The sequence below is a fragment of the Halomonas sp. genome, assembly GCF_031581305.1.
GTDB lineage: Bacteria > Pseudomonadota > Gammaproteobacteria > Pseudomonadales > Halomonadaceae > Halomonas.
The window spans coordinates 1-19,174 of record NZ_JAVLBC010000038.1; the positions used below are offsets into that span (position 1 = coordinate 1).

Sequence of the window (19,174 nt, forward strand, 5' to 3'; positions counted from 1 at the left end):
GGCGAGGCGACCCTGGCACGGGCCCTGGACGGCCTGCGCTATCGGCCGCGGGTGATCGAGCTCGACCGCTCCCAACCGGAGTTCGTGCGGTCGATCTGGGACTACCTGGACAGCGCCGTCTCGGCGACCCGGGTGACCACGGGGCGGGATCGCCTGGATGCGTATCGTGCCACGGCCCGGGAGATGGAGCGGCGCTACGGGGTGCCCGCCGAGGTGATCGTCGCCATCTGGGGCATCGAGAGCAACTACGGCGGCAACTTCGGCGACTTCTCGACCCTGGAGGCCCTGGCCACCCTGGCCTACGACGGCCGCCGCCGCGCCTTCGCCCGTGGCGAGCTGCTCGCGGCGCTGCGCATTGTGGAGGCCGGGGATATCTCGCCCGAGCGCATGCAGGGCTCCTGGGCCGGTGCCATGGGACACACCCAGTTCATCCCCTCGAGCTTCGAAGCCTATGCCGTGGATGGCGACGGCGACGGGCGGCGTGACATCTGGGGCAGCATACCGGACGTGATGGCCTCCACCGCCCACTACCTCGATCGGGCCGGCTGGCAGACGGGGCAGCCCTGGGGCACCGAGGTCCGCCTCCCCGATGGCTTCGACTACGCCGAGACCGAGCTCGCTACCCGTCGCCCCAGCCGCGACTGGGCCGAACGCGGCGTGCGCATGCTGGACGAGGAGCCGCTGCCCGATTTCGCGGCGGCCTCGGTGATCGTGCCCGGCGGGGCCGATGGCCCGGCCTTCCTGGTGGGCCCCAACTTCCGCGCCATCCTGCGCTACAACAACGCCACCAGCTACGCCCTGGCGGTGGGCACCCTGGCCGAGGAGATTGCCGGCCGTGAGGGGGTGGTGCAGGGGTGGCCCCGGGAAGAGCAGCCGCTGAGCCGCAGCCAGGTGCGCGAGATGCAGCGCTTGCTCAACCAGCGTGGCTTCGAGGTGGGCACACCGGACGGCATCATGGGCCCCAACACCCGCCGGGGCCTGCGCGAGTTTCAGGCCGCCATCGGTACCACCCCGGATGGCTTCGCCACCCGCAACCTGCTCGAGCGCCTGAAGCGCTGAACCCCTGACCCGGAGGAGACCATGACCCTGACAGGTATCGGCCTGCCCCTGCTGGCCGCCCTGCTGTTGAGCGCTGCGTCCCTGGCCATCGCCGACGACGAGGAGAGGGTCTTCGGCTGGGTGGAGAAGGCGACCCTGGAGCCCTGGGGCGTGGAGGTGAAGGCCAAGCTCGACAGCGGGGCCCTGACCTCATCGCTGGACGCCCGCGATATCGAGGTCTTCGACAGGCAGGGCGAGGAGTGGGTCCGCTTTCGCCTCAGGCTCGAGGACGAGGCCAGCGGCGAGACCTTCTCCGAGCGCATGGAGTTGCCGCTCTACCGCGACCTCCGGGTGCGCGGGGCCGGCGGCCGTGACGAGCGGCCGGTGGTGCTGATGAAGGTCTGCCTGGGCGATACCGTCTACGAGGAGCAGTTCAGCCTGCGAGACCGCGAGGAGATGAACTACCCGCTGCTGCTCGGGCGCCGCTCCATCGGCCACCTGGGGCTGCTCGACGTGCGCGAGACCTTCCTCAGCGAGCCCGACTGCGACGAGGATTTCCCGTTCGTCGCTCACGACCCGGACGAGGACGACTAGGCCCTCCTCCAGAGCGTGAGGTCAGAAGAGCCGGGCGAGCAGCGCCGTCACGGCGGTCTCCACCCGCAGGATGCGCGGGCCCAGGTGGATGCCCTCGCAGCCTGCCGCGAGCAGCCGTTCCACTTCCCAGGGGATGAAGCCCCCCTCCGGGCCCACCAGTAGCAGGACGGGTTCGTCGAGGCCGCGGGGGCAGTCGCCGGGCAGGCCGGGGTGGGCCACCAGGCCACGGCGCTCGGCCAGTAGGCCGGGCAGCCGCTCCTCGACGAAGGGGCGAAACCCCTTGGCCAGGACCACCTCCGGCAGCCGGGTATCGCGGGCCTGCTCCAGGCCGAGCACCAGGTGGCGGTGGATCTTCTCCTCGCCGAGTTCCGGTGACTGCCAGTAGCTCTTCTCCACGCGGCGCGTGTTGAGCAGGGTGATGTGCTTCACGCCGAGGGCGGTGACGTGCTCGAGGGTGCGGGCCAGCATCCGTGGGCGGGGCAGGGCGAGCACCAGATGCACCGGCAGCGCCGGCGGCGGTGCCTGGTCCAGGGCGGCGACGTCGAACAGGGCCTCGCCATCGTCCAGGGCCAGCAGTTCCCCGCGCCCCAGGCGCCCCCCTTCGATGCCCAGCGTCAGGATGTCGCCGGGACTCGCCCGATGCACCTCGCGCAGGTGGGCCAGGCGCCGCGGGTCGCGAACCCGGGCCAGGCGGTCGTTCTCGATGTCATCGGCAGAGAGCAGGATCAGGTTCATGGGGCCTCGCGTTGGCGGCTATGCCTTGCATGGTGGGTGTCGCGGTGCACAATAGCCCTACAGGGGCAGCCGCCCCTTCGTATAACAAGGAGCAGCGCCGTGCGCGTGATTCGCAAGTATGCCAACCGCAGGCTCTATGATACCGAACAGAGCCGCTATGTGACCCTCGAGGACCTGCGCGGCCTGATCCTCGACGAGGTGCCCTTCCGCGTGGAGGATGCCAAGAGCGGCGAGGACCTGACCCGCACCATCCTGCTGTCGATCATCATCGAGCAGGAGCAGGCCGACGGTGATGCGCAGGTGTTTTCCAACGACCTGCTCGCCCAGTTCATTCGCGTCTATGACATGGCCCAGCCCTTGCCCCTGTCCCGCTACCTGGAGCAGGGCACCAAGCTGATGCTCGAGCAGCAGCAGCGCATGCAGGACCAGTGGCAGCAGGCCATGCGACATTCGCCCATAGAGTTGATGCGCGAGCTGGCCGAAGAGAACATGAAGTTCTGGCAGAAGACCATCAACCAGGCCGGTCCCCCGGACGAGGACGACAAGGGCGGCAACAAGCCCTGAGCGGCGCCCCGGGCGAGTTTCTGACATAATGCCGCGACGTTTATTGCACGGTTTGAGGTAGCACAGCGGATGAAGGTCCTGATCATCGGCGGCGGTGGCCGCGAACACGCCCTGGCCTGGAAGGTCGCCCAGTCTCCGCGGGTGGAGACCGTCTTCGTGGCGCCCGGCAATGCCGGCACGGCCCGGGAGCCGGGCCTCGAGAATGTCGACATCGGTGTCTCCGACCTGGCGGGCCTGGTGGCCTTCGCCCGGGCGCAGGAGGTGGCGCTGACCATCGTCGGGCCCGAGGCGCCGCTGGTCGAGGGCGTGGTCGACTGCTTCCGCGAGGCGGGTCTGGCGATCTTCGGGCCGACGGCCGGCGCGGCACAGCTCGAGGGGTCCAAGGCCTTCTCCAAGGATTTCCTGGCCCGGCATGCCATCCCCACCGCCGACTACCGCAGCTTCACCGCGGTCGAGCCGGCCCTCGAGTATCTCGAGGAGATGGGCGCGCCCATCGTCATCAAGGCCGACGGCCTGGCCGCCGGCAAGGGCGTTATCGTCGCCATGACCCTTGATGAGGCCGAGGCGGCGATACGCGACATGCTCGAGGCCAATGCCTTCGGCGATGCCGGGGCCCGGGTGGTGATCGAGGCGTTCCTCGAGGGCGAGGAGGCGAGCTTCATCGTCATGGTCGATGGCGAGACAATCCTGCCCATGGCCACCAGCCAGGACCACAAGCGGGTCGGCGACGGCGACACCGGCCCCAACACCGGCGGCATGGGCGCCTACTCCCCGGCGCCGGTGGTCACCGACGAGGTCTTCGAGCGCATCATGGCGCAGGTCATCCGGCCCACGGTGCAGGGCATGGCCGAAGAGGGGCACCCCTACACCGGCTTCCTCTACGCCGGCCTGATGATCGACGCCGAGGGCAATCCCAGGGTCATCGAGTACAACTGCCGCTTCGGCGACCCCGAAACCCAGCCGATCATGCTGCGCCTGGCGTCAGACCTCGCCGAGTTGTGCCTGGCCGGGGCCCGCGGCGAACTGGCCGGCCGTGCCTGCGACTGGGACCCGCGGGCCGCGGTGGGCGTGGTACTGGCTGCCGGCGGCTACCCGGGCAGCTACCGCAAGGGAGATGCCATCGAGGGGCTGGAGGCCGCCGAGGCCACCGGCTGCAAGGTCTTCCATGCCGGCACCGCCGAGGATGCGCAGGGCCGGGTGGTCACCGCCGGGGGACGGGTGCTGTGCGTCACCGCCCTGGGCGACGGCGTCGGAGCGGCCCGCGACCTGGCCTACCGGGGGGTGGCCGAGATCGCCTGGCCCGACGTGCTCTTCCGCCACGACATCGCCCACCGGGCCATCGCCCGGGAGCGCGCTGACGCCTGACGGCATGCGGTCCCGACACAACACGAGCAGGAGCGAGCATGGAGCGTGTCAGACTGAGCTTTCCCGCGGATGACGTGGTGCACCGTCACCCGCTGACGGTGCGCATCACCGACATGAACTATGGTCGCCATCTGGGCCATGATGCGCTGGTGTCGCTGCTGCACGAGGCTCGCGTGGCGGCCCTCGCGTCGCGGGGCCTGCGCGAGTGGGACCTCGGCGGTTATCCCTGCGTGGCGGCGGATCTTGCCGTGCAGTACCAGGCGGAGACGCGCTGGCCCGATGCCCTGGTGGTGGAGACGGCCATCCCTGCGCCGGGACGCAAGGCGATCGGCGTCTACCATCGCGTCCTGCGCGAGGCGGATGGCGCAACGGTGGCCACGGCCCGCATCAACCTGATGCTGGTCGACCCGCAGAGCGGTCGACCGGTGGTCATCCCGGCTGGCGTGCGGGAAGCCCTGACAGGAGCGAGCTGATGTCCCGGGAGTATCCGATCATCGCCCTGACCGGCTCCTCCGGTGCCGGCACGACCACGGTGAAGCGCACCTTCGAGCGCATGTTCGCCCGGGAGGCCGTGCATGCCGCCTTCGTCGACGGCGACGCCTTTCACCGCTATACCCGGCAGGAGTTGGCGCGGCTGCTCCTCGACGAGCCCGAGCGCAAGGACGAGCTCTCCCACTTCGCCGTGGAGGCCAACCTGCTCGACCGGCTCGAGGCGCTGTTCCAGGAGTACGGCGAGCATGGCAACGGCACCTACCGCCACTATATCCATGCCGAAGACAAGCAGATGATCGAGGCCGGCTACCAGGTGGGTACCTTCACCGAATGGCAGCCGCTGCCCTGTGGCACGGACCTGCTGTTCTACGAGGGCCTGCACGGGGGGCTGGTCACCGCCGAGCTCGACATTGCCCGCCACGTGGACCTGCTGGTGGGGGTGGCGCCGACCATGAACCTGGAGTGGATCCAGAAGATCGATCGCGACATGCGTCATCGTGGCTACGCCCAGGAGGCGGTGATCGATACCATCCTGGGTCGCATGGACGACTACGTGCGTTACATTCAACCCCAGTTCTCGCGCACCCACATCAACTTCCAGCGGGTGCCCACGGTGGATACCTCCAACCCTTTCGAGGTGCAGGACATCCCCACCGACGCCGAGTCCTTCGTGGTGATTCGCTTCCGTGATCCGGCCACGGTGGACTTCCCCTACCTGCTGGCGATGATCCAGGATGCCTTCATGAGCCGGCCGCACACCCTGGTGGTGCCGGGGTCGCGGCTGTCGCTGGCCATGGAGCTTATCCTGGGGCCGCTGGTCCGCCACCTGCTCGCCCAGCGGCGATTCCGCTGACTCGAGACCCGACCGAGAGGAACGACTCCCATGGATTGCCTGTTCTGCAAGATCATCGATCGCGAGATTCCCGCCGACATCGTCTACGAGGACGATGCGGTGCTGGCCTTCAACGACATCAATCCCCAGGCGCCTACCCACATGCTGATCGTGCCCAAGCAGCATATTGCCACCCTCAACGACATCGAGGAGGGGGACCTGGAACTGGTGGGCCGGCTGCAGTACACGGCCGCGAAGCTGGCGGCGGAGCAGGGCTTCGCCGAGGAGGGCTACCGGGTGGTGATGAACTGCAATGACCAGGGTGGCCAGACCGTCTATCATGTTCATATGCACTTGATGGGGGGGCGTCGCTTCACTTGGCCGGCTGGCTAGCTGGCGCTTTGCGGCTCGCGCCGCGCGTGACCGGGCGTACGACACATCAGGTGCATTCTCGAGAGACCCGCCATGACCCGCTCCCTTTCCCGCACCGATAACCTGATCCACCAGTTCGATACCGTATTGAGGACCCTGGTGTCACATGCGGCCGAGCCCTCGCGCCCCTCGCCGGCGACCGATGAGGTCCGCGACGAGACGCTGAGCGACGAGGAGCGACGGCACGCCGCCGGGCTGATGCGCATTAACCATACCGGTGAGGTGTGTGCTCAGGCCCTCTATCAGGGCCAGGGGCTAACCGCCACGCTGCCGGAGGTGCGCGGCCAGATGGAGCAGGCCGCCCAGGAGGAGATCGACCACCTGGCCTGGTGCGATGCCCGACTGCAGGAGCTGCATGACCGGCCCAGCCTGCTCAATCCGCTGTTCTACCTGGCCTCCTTTGGCCTCGGCGCCACGGCCGGCGCGGTGGGCGACCGCATCAGCCTGGGCTTCGTGGCCGCCACCGAGGAGCAGGTGGGCCACCACCTGGAGGAGCACCTGGTCAAGCTGCCGCCGGGGGACCATCGCTCCCGGGCGGTGTTGCGCCAGATGGCCATCGACGAGGCCCACCATGCCCAGCTGGCCCTGGAGGCCGGTGGCGCCCGCTTCCCCGCCCCGGTCAAGCTGGGCATGAAGCTGATGTCTAAGGTGATGACCACCAGCGTTTACAAGCTATAAGCTTGAAGAGCGCCGCTCCGCGGCTGGAAGCTGGAAGAAGCTCCCTGATTAGGAGACTGATGGCAACATCAACATTCTGCCTTCCAGCTTCCAGCTTCCAGCTTCCAGCTTCCAGCTTCCAGCTTCCAGCTTCCAGCTTATTCCTCGACGATGGTGAAGGAGTGGGTAATCTCAACCCCGCCCTTGACCAGCATGATCGAGGCGCTGCAGTACTTCTCGGCCGAGAGCTCCACGGCTCGCGCCACCTGCTTCTCCTTCAGGCCCTTGCCGCTGACGGTAAAGTGCACGTGGATCTTCGTGAAGACACTGGGGACCTCGTCGGCGCGCTCGGCCTCGAGGCTGGCCACGCAGTCGGTGACGTCGGCGCGAGCCTTCTCGAGGATGTTGAGGATGTCGAAGGAGGTGCAGCCGCCCATGCCCATCAGCAGCAGCTCCATGGGCCTTGGGCCGGTATTGCGGCCGCCGTGGTCGGGGGGGCCGTCGATGACCACGCTGTGGCCGCTGCCGCTTTCGGCAACGAATTGACGACCATCGGTCCATTTCACGCTGGCTTTCATGGGCTCGGCTTCCTTCAGTTGAGTTCGATGACAGCAGGTCAGCGAGCATAGCAGCTGCGGCTCCTGTGCTCAGCCCCGGCGCATTGCTCGCATATCGCTTGAGGCTTTATCGGCGACAGGCCTGCGAGGGGGCGCTGTGAACCCCTCCCTGGGCGCTACCGACGCCATCCCTGGCGTAGGACCCCCTCTTCGGCCTGTCCCCGACGCCTCTCGCTTCGAGTCACTGCTTGTGCCTTGCCTGCAGCCACTGCGCTAGTGCCGCAAGACGATCTGGCGTGCCCACATCGACCCAGGCGCCACGATGGTGGTGGCCGCCGACGCGTCCCTCGGCCATGGCACGCCGCAGCAGCGGCGCCAGGGCGAAGGCGCCGGGGGGCTCGTCTGCCACCAGCGCCGGGTCGAGCAGGCTGATGCCGGCGAAGGTGAGCCGTGGCTCGCCCTCGGCATGCACTCGGCCATCGGCGTCCAGGCGAAAGTCGCCCCGCGGATGGTGGTCGGGGTTGTCCACCAGCACCAGCCGGGCCAGGTCGCCGCCCAGGGCAGGCAGTTCTGCCGGGTCCAGCTCGCACCAGACGTCGCCGTTGACCAGCAGGAAGGGGGCCTCGCCGAGCAGGGGCAGCGCCTGGCGGATGCCGCCACCGGTCTCCAGCGGTCTCGCCTCCCGGCTCCAGGCGATACGCATCCCGAAGGCGTCGCCGTCACCCAGCGCCGTGATGATCTGCTCCGCGCGGTAGCTGACGTTGATCACTACCTCGCGGATGCCGCCCGCCCGCAGGCGCTCCAGATGGTGGACGATCAGCGGCTTGCCGCCTACCTTGAGCAGCGGCTTGGGGTAGTGGTCGGTGAGCGGGCGCATGCGGGTGCCGAGTCCCGCGGCCAGGATCATTGCCCTCATGCGCCGGCCTCCAGTCGCGCCGCCAGCGCCGGGCGGAAGGTGTCGGCGAGCCAGGTGCGCAGGCCCTTGTGGCCGGGCAGGTCGGCGAGGCTATCCTCCAGGTGTCCGAGGAAGTGCGGCAGCCGCTCGAGGTAACCCTCGCGGGCGTCGCGCAGGGTCAGCCGGCAGAAGATGCCCAGCACCTTGAGCGCGCGCTGGGCGGCCATGGCCTGTGCCTGGCGATGGAAGGTCGCGGGATCGACCCTGCCGGTCAGTCGGCCGTCGGTGACGGCGCGCACCCTGAAGGCCTCCACCCAGGCGGCGAATCGGGCCGGGGGAAAGCAGCAGTAGCGGCCGCGCAGCAGCGAGATCAGGTCATAGCTGAGCGGGCCGGCCACGGCGTCCTGGAAGTCGATCAGGTGCAGGGCTTCATCCTGCACCATCAGGTTCATGGCGTCGAAGTCGCGATGCACCGCGACGACCGGCTGGGCCAGGGCTTCGGCGATCAAGGCCTCGCGCAGTGCCGCCCAGCCCGGCGGGGCGGCCATGCCCAGCCATTCTCCTAGGCACCAGTCGGGGAAGAGGTCGAGCTCGCGGCCGAGCAGGGCGGCGTCATAGGCGGGCAGCCCCTCGACGGGGGCACGATTCTGCAGTGCGTGGATCAGCTCGAGGGCGCGTTCATGCCAGGCCAGGGTGGCGGGGGCGTCGTCGCCCTGGAAGCACGCCTGTAGCGGCGTGTCGCCCAGGTCATCGAGCTCGATGAAGCCTTCCGCCAGGTCCACGCCATGCAGGGCCGGCACCGGCAGGCCGGCCGAGCGCCAGCACTCGGCGATGGTCACGAAGGGGCGGCTGTCCTCCCGGTCGGGCGGGGCATCCATCAGCATGCGGATGGTGCCGTCGGGTAGCTGCAGGCGGAAGTAGCGTCGGAAGCTGGCGTCGCCGGCCGCGAGTCGCACCGCGATGGCGGATGCCGGGAGCTCGTGGCGGTGGGCAGCCCACTGGCGCAGGCGTTCCAGTCGCGTCGGGTCGGTGGCTTCTGGCATCGTCGTCTGGCTCCTTGTGTGAAAAGGCGGGGCAGTTGACGCCCCCTTGGAGGCCCCGCATGCTGAATTCCCGACAGCGTCGGCGATGGCAGGGCCCATGCCGGCAGGACAGGCCGGATGCGGCCTGTATAATACCGATTCACCCCGCCAAGGACATCGTGGAGCATGGGCAAGCGACACTCGTGGACATGGACGGCCCTGGCAGGCCTGACCTGTACCGGCCTGGTGAGCGCGCCTCTGGTGGCGGCGCCGCCCGCGCCACTGCCGGCCGGCCAGTTGGACTGGCAGCCCTGGGGCGATACGCGCCCGGCCGACGCGCTTTGTCGCGGCCGCTATGTGATGCCGGACTACCGGCTGCCGCCACCGCCCGGCGATAAGGTCGCCAGCGAGTCCGACAGCGCCGACTACGGTGAGGAGGGCGAGACGCTTCTCAGTGGGGAGGTGCTGTTGCGTCGCGGCAATGCCCAGCTCGAGGCGCCGCGTGTGCGCGTGCCCCGCAGCCGTGAGACTGCCTATGCCAAGGGCCCCCTGGCACTGCGCGACAGCGGCCTGCTGGTGCGCGGCGAGGCTGCCGAGCTATCGCTGACCAGCGATGCTGCCAGCATCGATACGGCCCACTACGTGGCCCATGAGCAGCGTCTGCGCGGCGATGCGGTACGCCTGGCCCGCCTCGAGGATGGCCGCTATCGCCTCACCGAGGCGAGCTTCACCACCTGCGAGCCGGGCAGCGACCTCTGGCGCCTGGTGGGCCATGATATCCTGCTCGACCGCGAGCGCGGTGTCGGCACCGCGACCCATGCCCGGCTGGAGATGGGCAAGGTGCCGGTCTTCTACTGGCCCTGGGTGCGCTTCCCCCTCGACGAGCGCCGCCAGACCGGCTTCCTGTGGCCGACAATCGGCCTCGCGACCGACTCACTGGACTATGCCCAGCCCCTCTATTGGAACATCGCGCCGAACCATGACGCGACCCTTATGCCGCGCTGGATCAGCGACCGTGGCCTGCTGCTGGGCGGCGAGTACCGTTACCTGTTCGAGCAGGATGCGGGGCAGATCGAAGGGGCCTATATCGCCGATGACCGCAAGGCGAGAGACGAGGCCTCCGACGCCTCGGCGCTGGCGAATGGCGATGCCCGCTGGTACCTCGACTATCGCCATGCGGGCCGCTTCGATGCCCGCACCCGCTACCGGCTCCGCTACGGGGCGGCCAGCGACGGGCGCTACTTCGACGACTTCGGGCGCGGCTTTGGCGAGGGCATTACCGGCAGCATGCCGCGGCTCGCTCAGCTCGACCACCGCGGCGACGTCTGGCAGCTGCAGGCCAGGGCGCAGGGGTACCAGAAGCTCGACGACCCGCTGCTCGAGCGCGACAAGCCCTTCTACCGGCTCCCCAGCCTGACCGCCAAGGCCCGCTGGTCCCAGGAGAGCGGCTTCTACCAGCAGTGGCGCTCCAATGCCACCCACTTCTGGCGCGACGTGGACGAGACGACGGTCCCCATTCGTGAGGCGGCCAACGGGACCCGCCTGCACCTCTCGCCGGTCGCCGGCTGGCGCCTCGATGGAAGTTGGGGCCACTTGGAGCCGCGCCTCGAGTGGCTCGCCACCGCCTACCAGCTCGACTATGGCGGGCGCGACACCGAGCGCGACGAGGGCCTCACCCGCAGCGTGCCGGTCGCCACCCTGGACGGAGGGCTGGTGTTCGAGCGGGAGCTGCACCTGGGCGGGCGCGGCTATCGCCAGACCCTGGAGCCGCGCCTCAACTACGCCTATGTGCCGGCACGCGACCAGACCGACTTTCCGGATTTCGACACCGCGGAACGGGCCTTCTCCTGGAACCAGCTGTGGTCGCCCTACCGTTTCTCCGGGAGCGACCGGGTGGGCGATCTCCATCGCGTCTCCCTGGGTCTAGAGTCGCGGCTGCTGGCTGATGCGAGTGGGCGCGAGCAGCTCTCGGCGGGGATGGGGCAGGCCTACTACCTGGAGGATCGCACTATCGACATGGCGGGCGACCCGGATACCCTGCCGGATCCCGAGACTCGCGAGATGGACTACTATCGGGCGACTCGCGAGCGCTCGCCGCTGGTCACCCGGGTCGACTGGCAGCTCACCGACCATTGGCGCTCGCGCTGGCAGTGGCTCTATGACGACCATCGCGAGCAGACCGAGAGCACCTCGCTGGCGCTGCAGTACCGCGCGGATGCCGGCCACGTACTGAACTTCGGCTATCGCTGGCAACTCGAAGGCTTCGACCCGTCCCAGGAGGATGAGGACGTGGTCAACTACCACCGCGAGGAGGTCGACCTCTCGTTCGCCTGGAAGGCCAGCCGCCGCCTGGACCTGATCGGCCGGCTGCTCTACGACAACACCAACGACCGCGCCCTGGAGCAGCTGGCGGGTGTTCAGTGGAATGACTGCTGCTATGGTCTGCAGCTGGTCTGGCGCGAGTGGATCGACGACAACGACACCGCGAACACCATCGAGGATGACCTTACCGACCGCGGGGTCTTCCTGCGCTTCGTGTTCAAGGGTCTGGGTGGCGTTGGCGGTGAGGCCGACAGCTACTTCGAGGAGGCGATCCCGGGGTATCGGGCCACCGCCCTCGGCCGGCCCTGAGACATTCGACAATGACGAGAGGAAAGAGAGACATGCGCAGTCGACGTATCGCCACCCTGGCCCTGGCCCTGTGCCTGGCCGCCCTGCCCCTGGCGGGGCTGGCACAGGTTACGGGCTCCACGGACACACAGTCGCTGGGTCGCCAGACACTGGATCGCATCGTGGCGGTGGTCAACGATGGCGCCATCATGCAGAGCGAGCTCGAGGAACGCGTCGCCCAGACGCGCAGCCAGATCGCCCGCCAGGAGCAGGGGGTGCCGTCCGACGCAGTCCTGCGTCAGCAGGTGCTGGACCGCATGATCGTCGAGGAGATCCAGCTGCAGATGGCCCGTGACGCCAACCTGAGCGTCGACGACACCGAGCTCAACGGCCAGGTGCGGGCCATCGCCGAGAGCAATGGCATGACGCTGGACCAGTTCGCCGACGCCCTCGAGGCCGATGGCCTCTCGCTGGCCGTGGTCCGTGATCAGGTCCGCCGCGAATTGATGATGCGCCAGCTGCAGCAGCGGCAGGTTGCCAGCCGCGTCAATATTTCCGAGAGGGAGGTGGATCGCTTCGTGGAACAGCAGGGCGCCAGTCGTGAGCAGGCCCGTCAGGCCCTGTTCCAGCGCAAGGTCAATGCCGAGATGGAGGAGTGGATCCAGGAGATCCGCAGCCGGGCCTTCGTCGACAATCGCCTGGTGGAGCGTTGAGGGGGGGGGCGAGCGATGCCCCGGTCCTGGCCCTGACCTGCGGAGAGCCCGCGGGCATCGGGCCGGAACTTGCGGTGATGCTGGCCGCCGACGGGACGACCCCCGCCCGAATCGTGGCGGTGGGTGATCCGGCCCTGCTGGCCGAGCGTGCCGCCTTGCTTGGTCGCCGGGTGGAAATCCGGCGGCTCGCTTCCGGCGAGTCTCCGCCGGCACCGCGCCGCGGCGTGCTGCCGGTCTGGCCCGTGGCGCTGCGAGCCCCTTCGTATCCCGGTGTGCTCGACACCGCCAATGCCGACCATGTCCTCGAGACCCTGGATGTGGCGATCGACGCCTGCCGGTCCGGCCTTGCCGCCGGCATGGTCACGGCTCCGCTGCACAAGGGTGTGATCCTCGATGCCGGCCATGCCGGCTTCAGCGGCCACACCGAGTATCTTCGGGATGCCTGCGGGGTGGAGGAGGTGGTAATGATGCTCGCCACCGACAGTGCCTTGCATGCCCGTGAGGGGGGGTGGCAGGGTGAGGCGGGTCTGAGGGTGGCGTTGGCCACCACGCACTTGCCGCTGCGTGAGGTGGCAGACGCCATCACCGCTCCCCGGCTCCAGCGCCTGCTGCGCATCCTCCACGCGGATCTGCAGCGCCGGTTCGGCGTGACGGCACCGCGCATCGCCGTCTGCGGTCTCAATCCTCATGCCGGAGAGGGCGGCCACCTGGGCCGCGAGGAGCTGGATGTGATCATTCCGGCCCTGGAAGAGCTGCGGGCCGAGGGGTTGGCCCTTGACGGTCCGCTGCCCGCCGATACCCTGTTCACACCGCACCACCTCGAGGGCGCCGATGCGGTGCTGGCCATGTATCATGACCAGGGGCTGCCGGTGCTGAAATATGCCGGCTTCGGACGCGCCGCCAACATCACTCTGGGGCTGCCGCTGGTACGTACCTCGGTGGACCATGGCACGGCCCTCGACCTGGCCGGCACGGGGCGCGCCGACCTCGGCAGCCTGCGAGTGGCCGTCTCCCTGGCCGCCGAGATGGCCAGTCGCTGCGGCCGTAGCTAAACGAGAAGCAGGGCCGTTCGAGGGGCGCCGGGGATAGACCGACGCGAAGGTCCGATTCCAGGGGTGAGGAGCACGGCTCCGAACGGGTTGGCCATGGATGGCCAGCACCGGCCCTGCAAGCGGCGCAGGACGCAAGAGCGCCGCAGGGCGTCGGTAGCGTACAGGGATGACTTCACAGCGCCTGCTCGTAAGCCTGTCGCCGGAAAAGCTCCGTGCACGGAAATAGCTCAAGACCCTAGTGATAGAAGGACACCCCTGAATGGTATCCCGCTCCCCGGTTCACCGGGCCCGCAAGCGCTTCGGCCAGAACTTCCTGCGCGACCCCGGCGTCATCTCGCGTATCGTGCGGGCCATCGGGCCCCGCCCCGGCGACCGGCTGGTGGAGATCGGCCCCGGCCAGGGGGCCCTGACCGAGCCATTGCTCGAGGCGGCCGACGGCCACCTCGAGGTGATCGAACTCGACCGGGACCTGATTCCTGGCCTGCGCGTGCAGTTCTTCGACAAGCCCGGTTTCATCATCCATGAGGGCGATGCCCTGAAGGTGGACTTCCGGGCCCTGAGAGGCGAGGGGGCGGCGCTGCGGGTGGTGGGCAACCTGCCCTACAATATCGCCACGCCGCTGATCGTCCACCTCCTCGAGGCCGGCGATGCCGTGGCCGACATGCACTTCATGCTGCAGAAGGAGGTGGTCGAGCGCCTGGCCGCCACACCGGGCGGCCCCGACTGGGGGCGTCTATCGGTGATGGCCCAGTATCATTGCCGGGTCGACGCGCTGTTCACGGTGCCGCCGGAGGCCTTCGTGCCGCGCCCCAAGGTGGAGTCGGCCATCGTCCGCCTCACCCCCCACGAGACCCTGCCCCATCCGGCGCGTGACGAGGTGCTGCTCTTCAACATGGTGCGCCAGGCCTTCGGCCAGCGGCGCAAGACGCTGCGCAACAACCTCAAGGGCCTTGTCGACGCCGCGACCCTCGAGGCACTAGGCATCGACCCGGGGCGGCGCCCCCAGACGCTCAGCGTCGAGGAGTTCGTGCGCATTGCCAACCAGCTGGCCGCGGCTGGACAAGGAGAGGCCTCATGACCCTGACCATCCCGGAAGGGCTCGACCATGCCATCCGCGTCGATGTAGCACCGGATTTCCGCCTCGAGGAGTCTGCGCCCGACGAGCAGCGCTTCGTCTTCAGCTACACCGTCACGGTGCACAACACTTCCCGACATAGCGTGCAGTTGCTCGCCCGCTACTGGAAGATCACCCAAGGCAGCGGCAAGGTACAGGAGGTGCGTGGCAAGGGGGTGGTGGGCCAGCAACCGCTGATCGGCCCCGGCCAGACCTTCCGTTACACCAGCAGGGCGATCCTCAACGGTCCGGTGGGAGTGATGGAGGGCGCCTATACCTGCGTCGACACCGCCAGCCAGCGTCCCTTCGAAGTGGTCGTCGCCCCCTTCCGGCTGGCCGGGCCCAACCAGGTGCACTGACTCCATGAACCGAACTCATCGAATCGACCCTATCTAATGGACCCCAGGGAGCCGCGATGACCACCTATGCCATCGGCGATCTGCAGGGCTGTCATGACGAATTCGTTGCCCTGCTCGAACAGCTCGACTTCGACCCGAGTCGCGACCACCTCTGGCTCGCCGGCGACCTGGTCAATCGCGGCCCCGGCTCGCTGGCCTGCCTGCGCGAGGTAATGGCGCTGGGCGAGGCCGCCAACACCGTGCTTGGCAACCACGACCTGCACCTGCTGGCGGTGGCCCGCGGAGGTGCCCGTGAGAACCGCAAGGATACGCTCTCGGCGATCCTGGCCGCCCCGGACCGCGAACGTCTGCTGGACTGGCTTCAGTCGCGGCCGCTGCTGGTGCGCCGGGGATCGCCGACCCACGGCGAGACCATCATGACCCACGCCGGTCTGCTGCCGCAGTGGTCTGTCGAGCAGGCCGAAGGGCTGGCCGGCGAGGCCGAATCACGCCTTACGGGCGAACGGGCCGGGGCCTTCCTCGAGCGGATGTACGGCAACGCGCCGGCCTGCTGGCGCGACGACCTCGACGGCATAGACCGCCTGCGGATGATCATCAATGTCTTCACCCGCATGCGCTTCATCGATGCCGTTGGCTGTCTCGACTTCGCCACCAAGGAGGGGCTCGAGAGTGCCCCGGCGGGCTTCGCCCCCTGGTTCCAGTTTCCCCGCGACGATGACCCCTGGCTGCTGTTCGGTCACTGGGCCGCACTGCAGGGCGAGACGCCGGCGAGCCGGGTACGCGCCGAGGCGCTGGATACCGGCTGCGTCTGGGGCAGCCGCTTGACTGCCCTTGACCTCGAGAGCGGCAGCCGTATCAGTGTTCCGAGTCGCCAGCGTTGAGATCCCTTTTCCCTGATACGAGGCTGCCATGATGACCTTCCAGTATCTCGATATCCCGACCCTGGCCGGTTGGCTCGACGAGCGGCGCGAGCTGGCGCTGGTCGACATCCGCGACCCGCAGAGCTTCGCCCAGGGCCATATTCCCGGCAGTCACCATCTGGACAACCACACAGTGGGCGCCTTCATCGAGGAGGCGTCGCACGAGGCGCCCCTGGTGGTGGTCTGCTACCACGGCCACTCCAGCCAGCAGGCGGCGGCCTGGCTGGCCGGCCAGGGCTTCGCCGAGGTCTACAGCCTCGATGGTGGCTTTACCGACTGGCAGTTTCGCCACCCCGACCGCGTGGAGCGCTGAAGCATGACCGAGGATCCGCACCTGCAGGGGCTCGAGGTCTACCGGGTCGGCGGGGCGGTGCGCGACGCCCGGCTCGGCTGGCCGGTCAAGGACACCGACTGGGTGGTGGTAGGGGCTACGCCGGAGGAGATGCGCCGTCGGGGTTTCAAGCCCGTGGGGCGGGACTTCCCGGTCTTCCTGCACCCCGAGAGTCACGAGGAGTTCGCCCTGGCGCGTACCGAGCGAAAGTCGGGTCACGGCTATACTGGCTTCGAGGTTCATGCCAGTCCCGAAGTGAGCCTGGAAGAGGACCTGGCACGCCGGGACCTGACCATCAATGCCATGGCCGAGACCCCGGAGGGCAGCCTGGTCGACCCTCATGGGGGCATGGCCGACCTGGAGGCGCGGCAGCTACGCCATGTCTCGCCGGCCTTTGTCGAGGACCCGCTCAGGGTGCTGCGCACGGCACGCTTCCTGGCCCGCTATGCCGGCCTGGGTTTCGTCATCGCCGAGCAGACGCGCCGGCTGATGCGCGAGCTGGTGGAGAGCGGCGAGCTGTCGCACCTGGTGGCCGAGCGCGTCTGGACCGAGACCGAGAAGGCGCTGGGCGAGCCCTGGCCGGAGGTCTACTTCCAGGTGCTCGACGATTGCGGTGCCCTGGCGGTGCTGATGCCGGAGCTGGTGGTCGACCCGGCGGCCTTCGACGCGGCGCTGGAGCGTCTGCACCGGTTGCCGGAGGATATTGAGGCCAACGCCCAGGCACGCTGGCGTTGGGCGCGGCTGGTGGAGCACCTGGATGACGAGGACCGCGCCGCCCTGGCCGAGCGGCTGCGCCTGCCCCGGGCCTACCGCGAGCTGGCCACCCAGGCGGCCCGCACCCGCACGCTGCTGGCTCGGGTGGCACGGCACGGCCTGGACGGCGCCCGGGTGATGGCCTGGCTCGACGGCATCGACGCCTGGCGCCGCAGCGATCGGGTGGCGCCGCTGATCAGCCTGGTGAGCTTGGAAGAGCCGGAACTGGCTGAGGATCTGGCCCTGGCCTGGCGTCTGGCCCGGCAGGTCCTGCCAAAGGCCCTGGTGGCCGAAGGCTACCGTGGGCGCGAACTGGGTGAAGAACTCGCCCGGCGGCGCTGGGAGGCCATCGACGGCGTGCTCGACGGCCCCGGTGGGCGACCCTGAGGTTCAGTCCGCCGCGGAGATGCGTTGGCCCTGCCAAATGAACTCCACCGGCCAGAGGCGTTGGTGGCCGGCCTCGAAGGCGTCCCAGTGGGCGCGATAGCGCCTGCCGGTGAGTGGGTGGTGGGCCTCGGGCAGCAGCTCGGCCAGAGGCTTCAGCACGAAGGCATGGTGGAGGATCTCGTCGCGGGGCAGCGCGACGTCATCGTGGCAGCCGGTCAGCTCGCCCACGGTGAGCAGGTCGATGTCCAGGGTCCGGGGGCTGAACTTGGGAACGCCCTTGCGGCGACCGTTGGCGAACTCCAGCCGTTTGCACCAGGCCTGCAGCTCACCCACTGAGCGGTCGCTGTTGAAGGCCACCACCAGGTTGTAGAAGTTGCGACCGTCCACGAAGCCCACGGGCTCGCTCTCGAAGACTCGTGAGATGGCAAGCGAGCCGAAGGTCTCGTCCAGGGCATCCAGGCAGGCCCGGACGTGGTGGTCGCGCTCGATGTTGCTGCCGATGCTGACGGTGACCCGGGCCATCAGGCGCTCCCCGTCCATTTACCGCGCTCGATACAGACGCCCACCGCGTCGGCGGCGGGCACGGCGCCGGGCTTGCGCACGGTGAGGCGCAACCAGGGGATGCCAAACTCGTCGCGCAGGGTCTTGGCCAGGCGTTCGGCGAAAGTCTCCACCAGGGCGAAGCCATGCTCGCCGGCGAAGGCTGTGATGCGCTCGCTGATGGCGGCGTAGTTCAGGGTCAGGCCGATGTCGTCATCGGCCGCTGCGGGGCGGATATCGGTGCCCAGCGCCAGGTCGAGCCGCAGCGTCTGGGTGATGGTGCGCTCCCAGTCATAGACGCCGATCACGGTGTCCACCTCGAGCGTTTCGATCAACACAAGATCCATCGGGGCTCCCCGGGCCATTGGAGGTTGCGGACCGGGCGTTGCGCCGGGTCCGCCTGCAGGCGCCCGATTGTACGCCAGCCAGTCCTTGAGCGACACCGGCGGGGTTGGCCTGTCGTGTACCCTCCATGGCTGGCAGAATCACGGTTCCCCCCACACAGGAGGCCGCCCGTGGAGGCGCCACTCGACCTCATCCTGCCGCTGATGGCGATTGGCTATCTGAGCGGTACCTGGCTCGGCGCACTGACGGTTTGCCGCCTGACCGGTGTGGGGGATCCCCGGCTGGAAGGCTCCTGCAATCCGGGGTTCTCCAATGTCCTGCGTCTGCATGGCCGTCGCCTGGCCCTGGCTACCCTGGTGGTGGACGTGGTCAAGGGCATGCCGGTGCTGTGGCTGGCCATGCGACTCGGCCTACCGCCTTGGGGGCTGGGGCTGGTCGGGCTAGGCGTTCTGCTGGGCCACAGTTACCCGGTCTGGCATCGCTTCCGGGGCGGCAAGGGCGTGGCCAGTGCCTTCGGCGTGATGCTGGTGCTCACGCCCTGGGTGGCGCTCTGCTGTGCCGCGCTGTGGATGCTGCTGGCCTGGCGGGTGCGGACGGCGGCCGTCGCCTCCCTGGCCAGTGCCGCCATGGCGCCGCTGGCCAGCCTGTGGCTGGCGCCGGGGTTCGCCGGCGTGGTGATCGTCTTCACGCTGCTGGTGCTGGCGCGCCATGTGCTCAATATCGGCCGCCTGGGGCGCGGCGATGAGCCACCCCTTTAAGCTGAAAGCTTGAAGAGCGTCGCTTCTCTCCTGGAAGCTGGAAGAAAACCCTTCTCCCAGTGAGCGGGATCATGCTGCCTTCCAGCTTCCAGCTTCCAGCTTCCAGCTT

The 19,174-nt window shown here is 68.7% G+C and carries 23 protein-coding genes; 17 read left to right on the forward strand and 6 right to left on the reverse strand.

From position 1 onward, the window contains the following. Nucleotides 1–1,059, forward strand: a 1,059-nt coding sequence (locus tag RI841_RS05115) for a lytic murein transglycosylase (protein WP_310704500.1), incomplete at its 5' end; no start/stop codon positions are given. Between the two features lie 21 nt (nucleotides 1,060–1,080). Next, nucleotides 1,081–1,632: an ATP-dependent zinc protease gene (locus tag RI841_RS05120; protein WP_310704501.1), complete on the forward strand. Its 552-nt coding sequence runs from the start codon at nucleotides 1,081–1,083 to the stop codon at nucleotides 1,630–1,632. Nucleotides 1,633–1,653: 21 nt separating this feature from the next. On the opposite strand, the gene RI841_RS05125 is transcribed toward RI841_RS05120, so the two are convergent. Then, a complete protein-coding gene (locus tag RI841_RS05125) occupies nucleotides 1,654–2,367 on the reverse strand; it encodes a 16S rRNA (uracil(1498)-N(3))-methyltransferase (RefSeq protein ID WP_310704502.1) in 714 nt (237 codons plus the stop codon). A 99-nt stretch (nucleotides 2,368–2,466) separates the two neighbouring features. On the opposite strand from RI841_RS05125, the gene phaR reads away from it, so the two are divergent. The 6 genes from phaR (at nucleotide 2,467) to coq7 (ending at nucleotide 6,730) form a co-directional block, all read left to right on the forward strand. After that, nucleotides 2,467–2,931, forward strand: coding sequence for a polyhydroxyalkanoate synthesis repressor PhaR (gene phaR, locus RI841_RS05130; RefSeq protein ID WP_310704503.1), 465 nt, complete (start codon nucleotides 2,467–2,469; stop codon nucleotides 2,929–2,931). Between the two features lie 69 nt (nucleotides 2,932–3,000). Then, nucleotides 3,001–4,296, forward strand: a complete 1,296-nt coding sequence (purD, locus tag RI841_RS05135) for a phosphoribosylamine--glycine ligase (protein ID WP_310704504.1) — start codon at nucleotides 3,001–3,003, stop codon at nucleotides 4,294–4,296. 38 nt (nucleotides 4,297–4,334) lie between these two features. After that, complete coding sequence (locus tag RI841_RS05140) at nucleotides 4,335–4,769, forward strand: thioesterase family protein (protein WP_310704505.1); 435 nt, start codon at nucleotides 4,335–4,337, stop codon at nucleotides 4,767–4,769. Continuing rightward, entirely contained in the window at nucleotides 4,769–5,641 is an 873-nt protein-coding gene (locus RI841_RS05145; RefSeq protein WP_310704506.1) for a phosphoribulokinase, read from the forward strand. Before RI841_RS05140 ends, RI841_RS05145 begins: the two co-directional genes overlap by 1 nt. Before the next feature lie 30 nt (nucleotides 5,642–5,671). Then, the gene (locus RI841_RS05150; RefSeq protein WP_310704507.1) at nucleotides 5,672–6,013 is read left to right on the forward strand and encodes a histidine triad nucleotide-binding protein; all 342 of its coding nucleotides are present in this window, start codon (nucleotides 5,672–5,674) and stop codon (nucleotides 6,011–6,013) included. Nucleotides 6,014–6,085: 72 nt separating this feature from the next. Next, entirely contained in the window at nucleotides 6,086–6,730 is a 645-nt protein-coding gene (gene coq7 / locus RI841_RS05155; RefSeq protein ID WP_310704508.1) for a 2-polyprenyl-3-methyl-6-methoxy-1,4-benzoquinone monooxygenase, read from the forward strand. A 137-nt stretch (nucleotides 6,731–6,867) separates the two neighbouring features. Here the strand turns inward: coq7 and RI841_RS05160 are convergent, their stop codons facing one another. The 3 genes from RI841_RS05160 to RI841_RS05170 form a co-directional block, all read right to left on the reverse strand. Continuing rightward, on the reverse strand, nucleotides 6,868–7,287 hold the full coding sequence (locus RI841_RS05160) for an OsmC family protein (RefSeq protein WP_310704510.1): 420 nt from the start codon (nucleotides 7,285–7,287) through the stop codon (nucleotides 6,868–6,870). A gap of 220 nt (nucleotides 7,288–7,507) precedes the next feature. Next, on the reverse strand, nucleotides 7,508–8,182 hold the full coding sequence (gene murU / locus RI841_RS05165) for an N-acetylmuramate alpha-1-phosphate uridylyltransferase MurU (RefSeq protein WP_310704511.1): 675 nt from the start codon (nucleotides 8,180–8,182) through the stop codon (nucleotides 7,508–7,510). Beyond that, complete coding sequence (locus RI841_RS05170; RefSeq protein WP_310704512.1) at nucleotides 8,179–9,204, reverse strand: phosphotransferase; 1,026 nt, start codon at nucleotides 9,202–9,204, stop codon at nucleotides 8,179–8,181. The genes murU and RI841_RS05170 overlap by 4 nt, the downstream gene beginning before the upstream one ends. A 165-nt stretch (nucleotides 9,205–9,369) precedes the next feature. Here RI841_RS05170 and RI841_RS05175 point away from each other — a divergent pair, with 165 nt between their 5' ends. From RI841_RS05175 to RI841_RS05210, 8 genes are all read left to right on the forward strand, one after another. Continuing rightward, nucleotides 9,370–11,814: an LPS-assembly protein LptD gene (locus RI841_RS05175; protein WP_310704513.1), complete on the forward strand. Its 2,445-nt coding sequence runs from the start codon at nucleotides 9,370–9,372 to the stop codon at nucleotides 11,812–11,814. Between the two features lie 32 nt (nucleotides 11,815–11,846). Further along, a complete protein-coding gene (locus RI841_RS05180) occupies nucleotides 11,847–12,506 on the forward strand; it encodes a SurA N-terminal domain-containing protein (protein WP_310704514.1) in 660 nt (219 codons plus the stop codon). Then, the gene (pdxA, locus tag RI841_RS05185) at nucleotides 12,503–13,558 is read left to right on the forward strand and encodes a 4-hydroxythreonine-4-phosphate dehydrogenase PdxA (protein ID WP_310704515.1); all 1,056 of its coding nucleotides are present in this window, start codon (nucleotides 12,503–12,505) and stop codon (nucleotides 13,556–13,558) included. Before RI841_RS05180 ends, pdxA begins: the two co-directional genes overlap by 4 nt. A 259-nt stretch (nucleotides 13,559–13,817) precedes the next feature. Continuing rightward, the gene (gene rsmA / locus RI841_RS05190; RefSeq protein ID WP_310704516.1) at nucleotides 13,818–14,636 is read left to right on the forward strand and encodes a 16S rRNA (adenine(1518)-N(6)/adenine(1519)-N(6))-dimethyltransferase RsmA; all 819 of its coding nucleotides are present in this window, start codon (nucleotides 13,818–13,820) and stop codon (nucleotides 14,634–14,636) included. Next, a complete protein-coding gene (gene apaG / locus RI841_RS05195) occupies nucleotides 14,633–15,031 on the forward strand; it encodes a Co2+/Mg2+ efflux protein ApaG (protein ID WP_310704517.1) in 399 nt (132 codons plus the stop codon). The genes rsmA and apaG overlap by 4 nt, the downstream gene beginning before the upstream one ends. Before the next feature lie 56 nt (nucleotides 15,032–15,087). Next, nucleotides 15,088–15,912: a symmetrical bis(5'-nucleosyl)-tetraphosphatase gene (locus RI841_RS05200; protein WP_310704518.1), complete on the forward strand. Its 825-nt coding sequence runs from the start codon at nucleotides 15,088–15,090 to the stop codon at nucleotides 15,910–15,912. Between the two features lie 28 nt (nucleotides 15,913–15,940). Then, the gene (glpE, locus tag RI841_RS05205; protein ID WP_405000914.1) at nucleotides 15,941–16,264 is read left to right on the forward strand and encodes a thiosulfate sulfurtransferase GlpE; all 324 of its coding nucleotides are present in this window, start codon (nucleotides 15,941–15,943) and stop codon (nucleotides 16,262–16,264) included. Nucleotides 16,265–16,267: 3 nt separating this feature from the next. Then, entirely contained in the window at nucleotides 16,268–17,422 is a 1,155-nt protein-coding gene (locus RI841_RS05210) for a polynucleotide adenylyltransferase (RefSeq protein ID WP_310704519.1), read from the forward strand. A 3-nt stretch (nucleotides 17,423–17,425) separates the two neighbouring features. On the opposite strand, the gene folK is transcribed toward RI841_RS05210, so the two are convergent. Next, nucleotides 17,426–17,944, reverse strand: a complete 519-nt coding sequence (folK, locus tag RI841_RS05215) for a 2-amino-4-hydroxy-6-hydroxymethyldihydropteridine diphosphokinase (protein WP_310704522.1) — start codon at nucleotides 17,942–17,944, stop codon at nucleotides 17,426–17,428. Continuing rightward, a complete protein-coding gene (gene folB, locus RI841_RS05220; protein WP_310704520.1) occupies nucleotides 17,944–18,309 on the reverse strand; it encodes a dihydroneopterin aldolase in 366 nt (121 codons plus the stop codon). The genes folK and folB overlap by 1 nt, the downstream gene beginning before the upstream one ends. 192 nt (nucleotides 18,310–18,501) lie before the next feature. On the opposite strand from folB, the gene plsY reads away from it, so the two are divergent. After that, nucleotides 18,502–19,065 carry a glycerol-3-phosphate 1-O-acyltransferase PlsY gene (plsY, locus tag RI841_RS05225; RefSeq protein WP_310704523.1) on the forward strand — a complete coding sequence of 188 codons (564 nt, stop codon included), beginning with the start codon at nucleotides 18,502–18,504 and terminating at the stop codon, nucleotides 19,063–19,065. Nucleotides 19,066–19,174 lie beyond the last annotated feature (109 nt).

What these genes read in the sequence shown, in the direction of transcription:
- murU (WP_310704511.1), bottom strand. Translation starts at nt 8,182, where the DNA reads ATGAGGGCAATGATCCTGGCCGCGGGACTCGGCACCCGCATGCGCCCG.
- folK (WP_310704522.1), bottom strand. Translation starts at nt 17,944, where the DNA reads ATGGCCCGGGTCACCGTCAGCATCGGCAGCAACATCGAGCGCGACCAC.
- RI841_RS05200 (WP_310704518.1), top strand. Translation starts at nt 15,088, where the DNA reads ATGACCACCTATGCCATCGGCGATCTGCAGGGCTGTCATGACGAATTC.
- rsmA (WP_310704516.1), top strand. Translation starts at nt 13,818, where the DNA reads ATGGTATCCCGCTCCCCGGTTCACCGGGCCCGCAAGCGCTTCGGCCAG.
- RI841_RS05170 (WP_310704512.1), bottom strand. Translation starts at nt 9,204, where the DNA reads ATGCCAGAAGCCACCGACCCGACGCGACTGGAACGCCTGCGCCAGTGG.
- RI841_RS05140 (WP_310704505.1), top strand. Translation starts at nt 4,335, where the DNA reads ATGGAGCGTGTCAGACTGAGCTTTCCCGCGGATGACGTGGTGCACCGT.
- RI841_RS05125 (WP_310704502.1), bottom strand. Translation starts at nt 2,367, where the DNA reads ATGAACCTGATCCTGCTCTCTGCCGATGACATCGAGAACGACCGCCTG.
- RI841_RS05145 (WP_310704506.1), top strand. Translation starts at nt 4,769, where the DNA reads ATGTCCCGGGAGTATCCGATCATCGCCCTGACCGGCTCCTCCGGTGCC.
- coq7 (WP_310704508.1), top strand. Translation starts at nt 6,086, where the DNA reads ATGACCCGCTCCCTTTCCCGCACCGATAACCTGATCCACCAGTTCGAT.
- RI841_RS05150 (WP_310704507.1), top strand. Translation starts at nt 5,672, where the DNA reads ATGGATTGCCTGTTCTGCAAGATCATCGATCGCGAGATTCCCGCCGAC.
- RI841_RS05180 (WP_310704514.1), top strand. Translation starts at nt 11,847, where the DNA reads ATGCGCAGTCGACGTATCGCCACCCTGGCCCTGGCCCTGTGCCTGGCC.
- RI841_RS05120 (WP_310704501.1), top strand. Translation starts at nt 1,081, where the DNA reads ATGACCCTGACAGGTATCGGCCTGCCCCTGCTGGCCGCCCTGCTGTTG.
- apaG (WP_310704517.1), top strand. Translation starts at nt 14,633, where the DNA reads ATGACCCTGACCATCCCGGAAGGGCTCGACCATGCCATCCGCGTCGAT.
- RI841_RS05175 (WP_310704513.1), top strand. Translation starts at nt 9,370, where the DNA reads ATGGGCAAGCGACACTCGTGGACATGGACGGCCCTGGCAGGCCTGACC.
- RI841_RS05210 (WP_310704519.1), top strand. Translation starts at nt 16,268, where the DNA reads ATGACCGAGGATCCGCACCTGCAGGGGCTCGAGGTCTACCGGGTCGGC.
- purD (WP_310704504.1), top strand. Translation starts at nt 3,001, where the DNA reads ATGAAGGTCCTGATCATCGGCGGCGGTGGCCGCGAACACGCCCTGGCC.
- folB (WP_310704520.1), bottom strand. Translation starts at nt 18,309, where the DNA reads ATGGATCTTGTGTTGATCGAAACGCTCGAGGTGGACACCGTGATCGGC.
- glpE (WP_405000914.1), top strand. Translation starts at nt 15,941, where the DNA reads ATGATGACCTTCCAGTATCTCGATATCCCGACCCTGGCCGGTTGGCTC.
- RI841_RS05160 (WP_310704510.1), bottom strand. Translation starts at nt 7,287, where the DNA reads ATGAAAGCCAGCGTGAAATGGACCGATGGTCGTCAATTCGTTGCCGAA.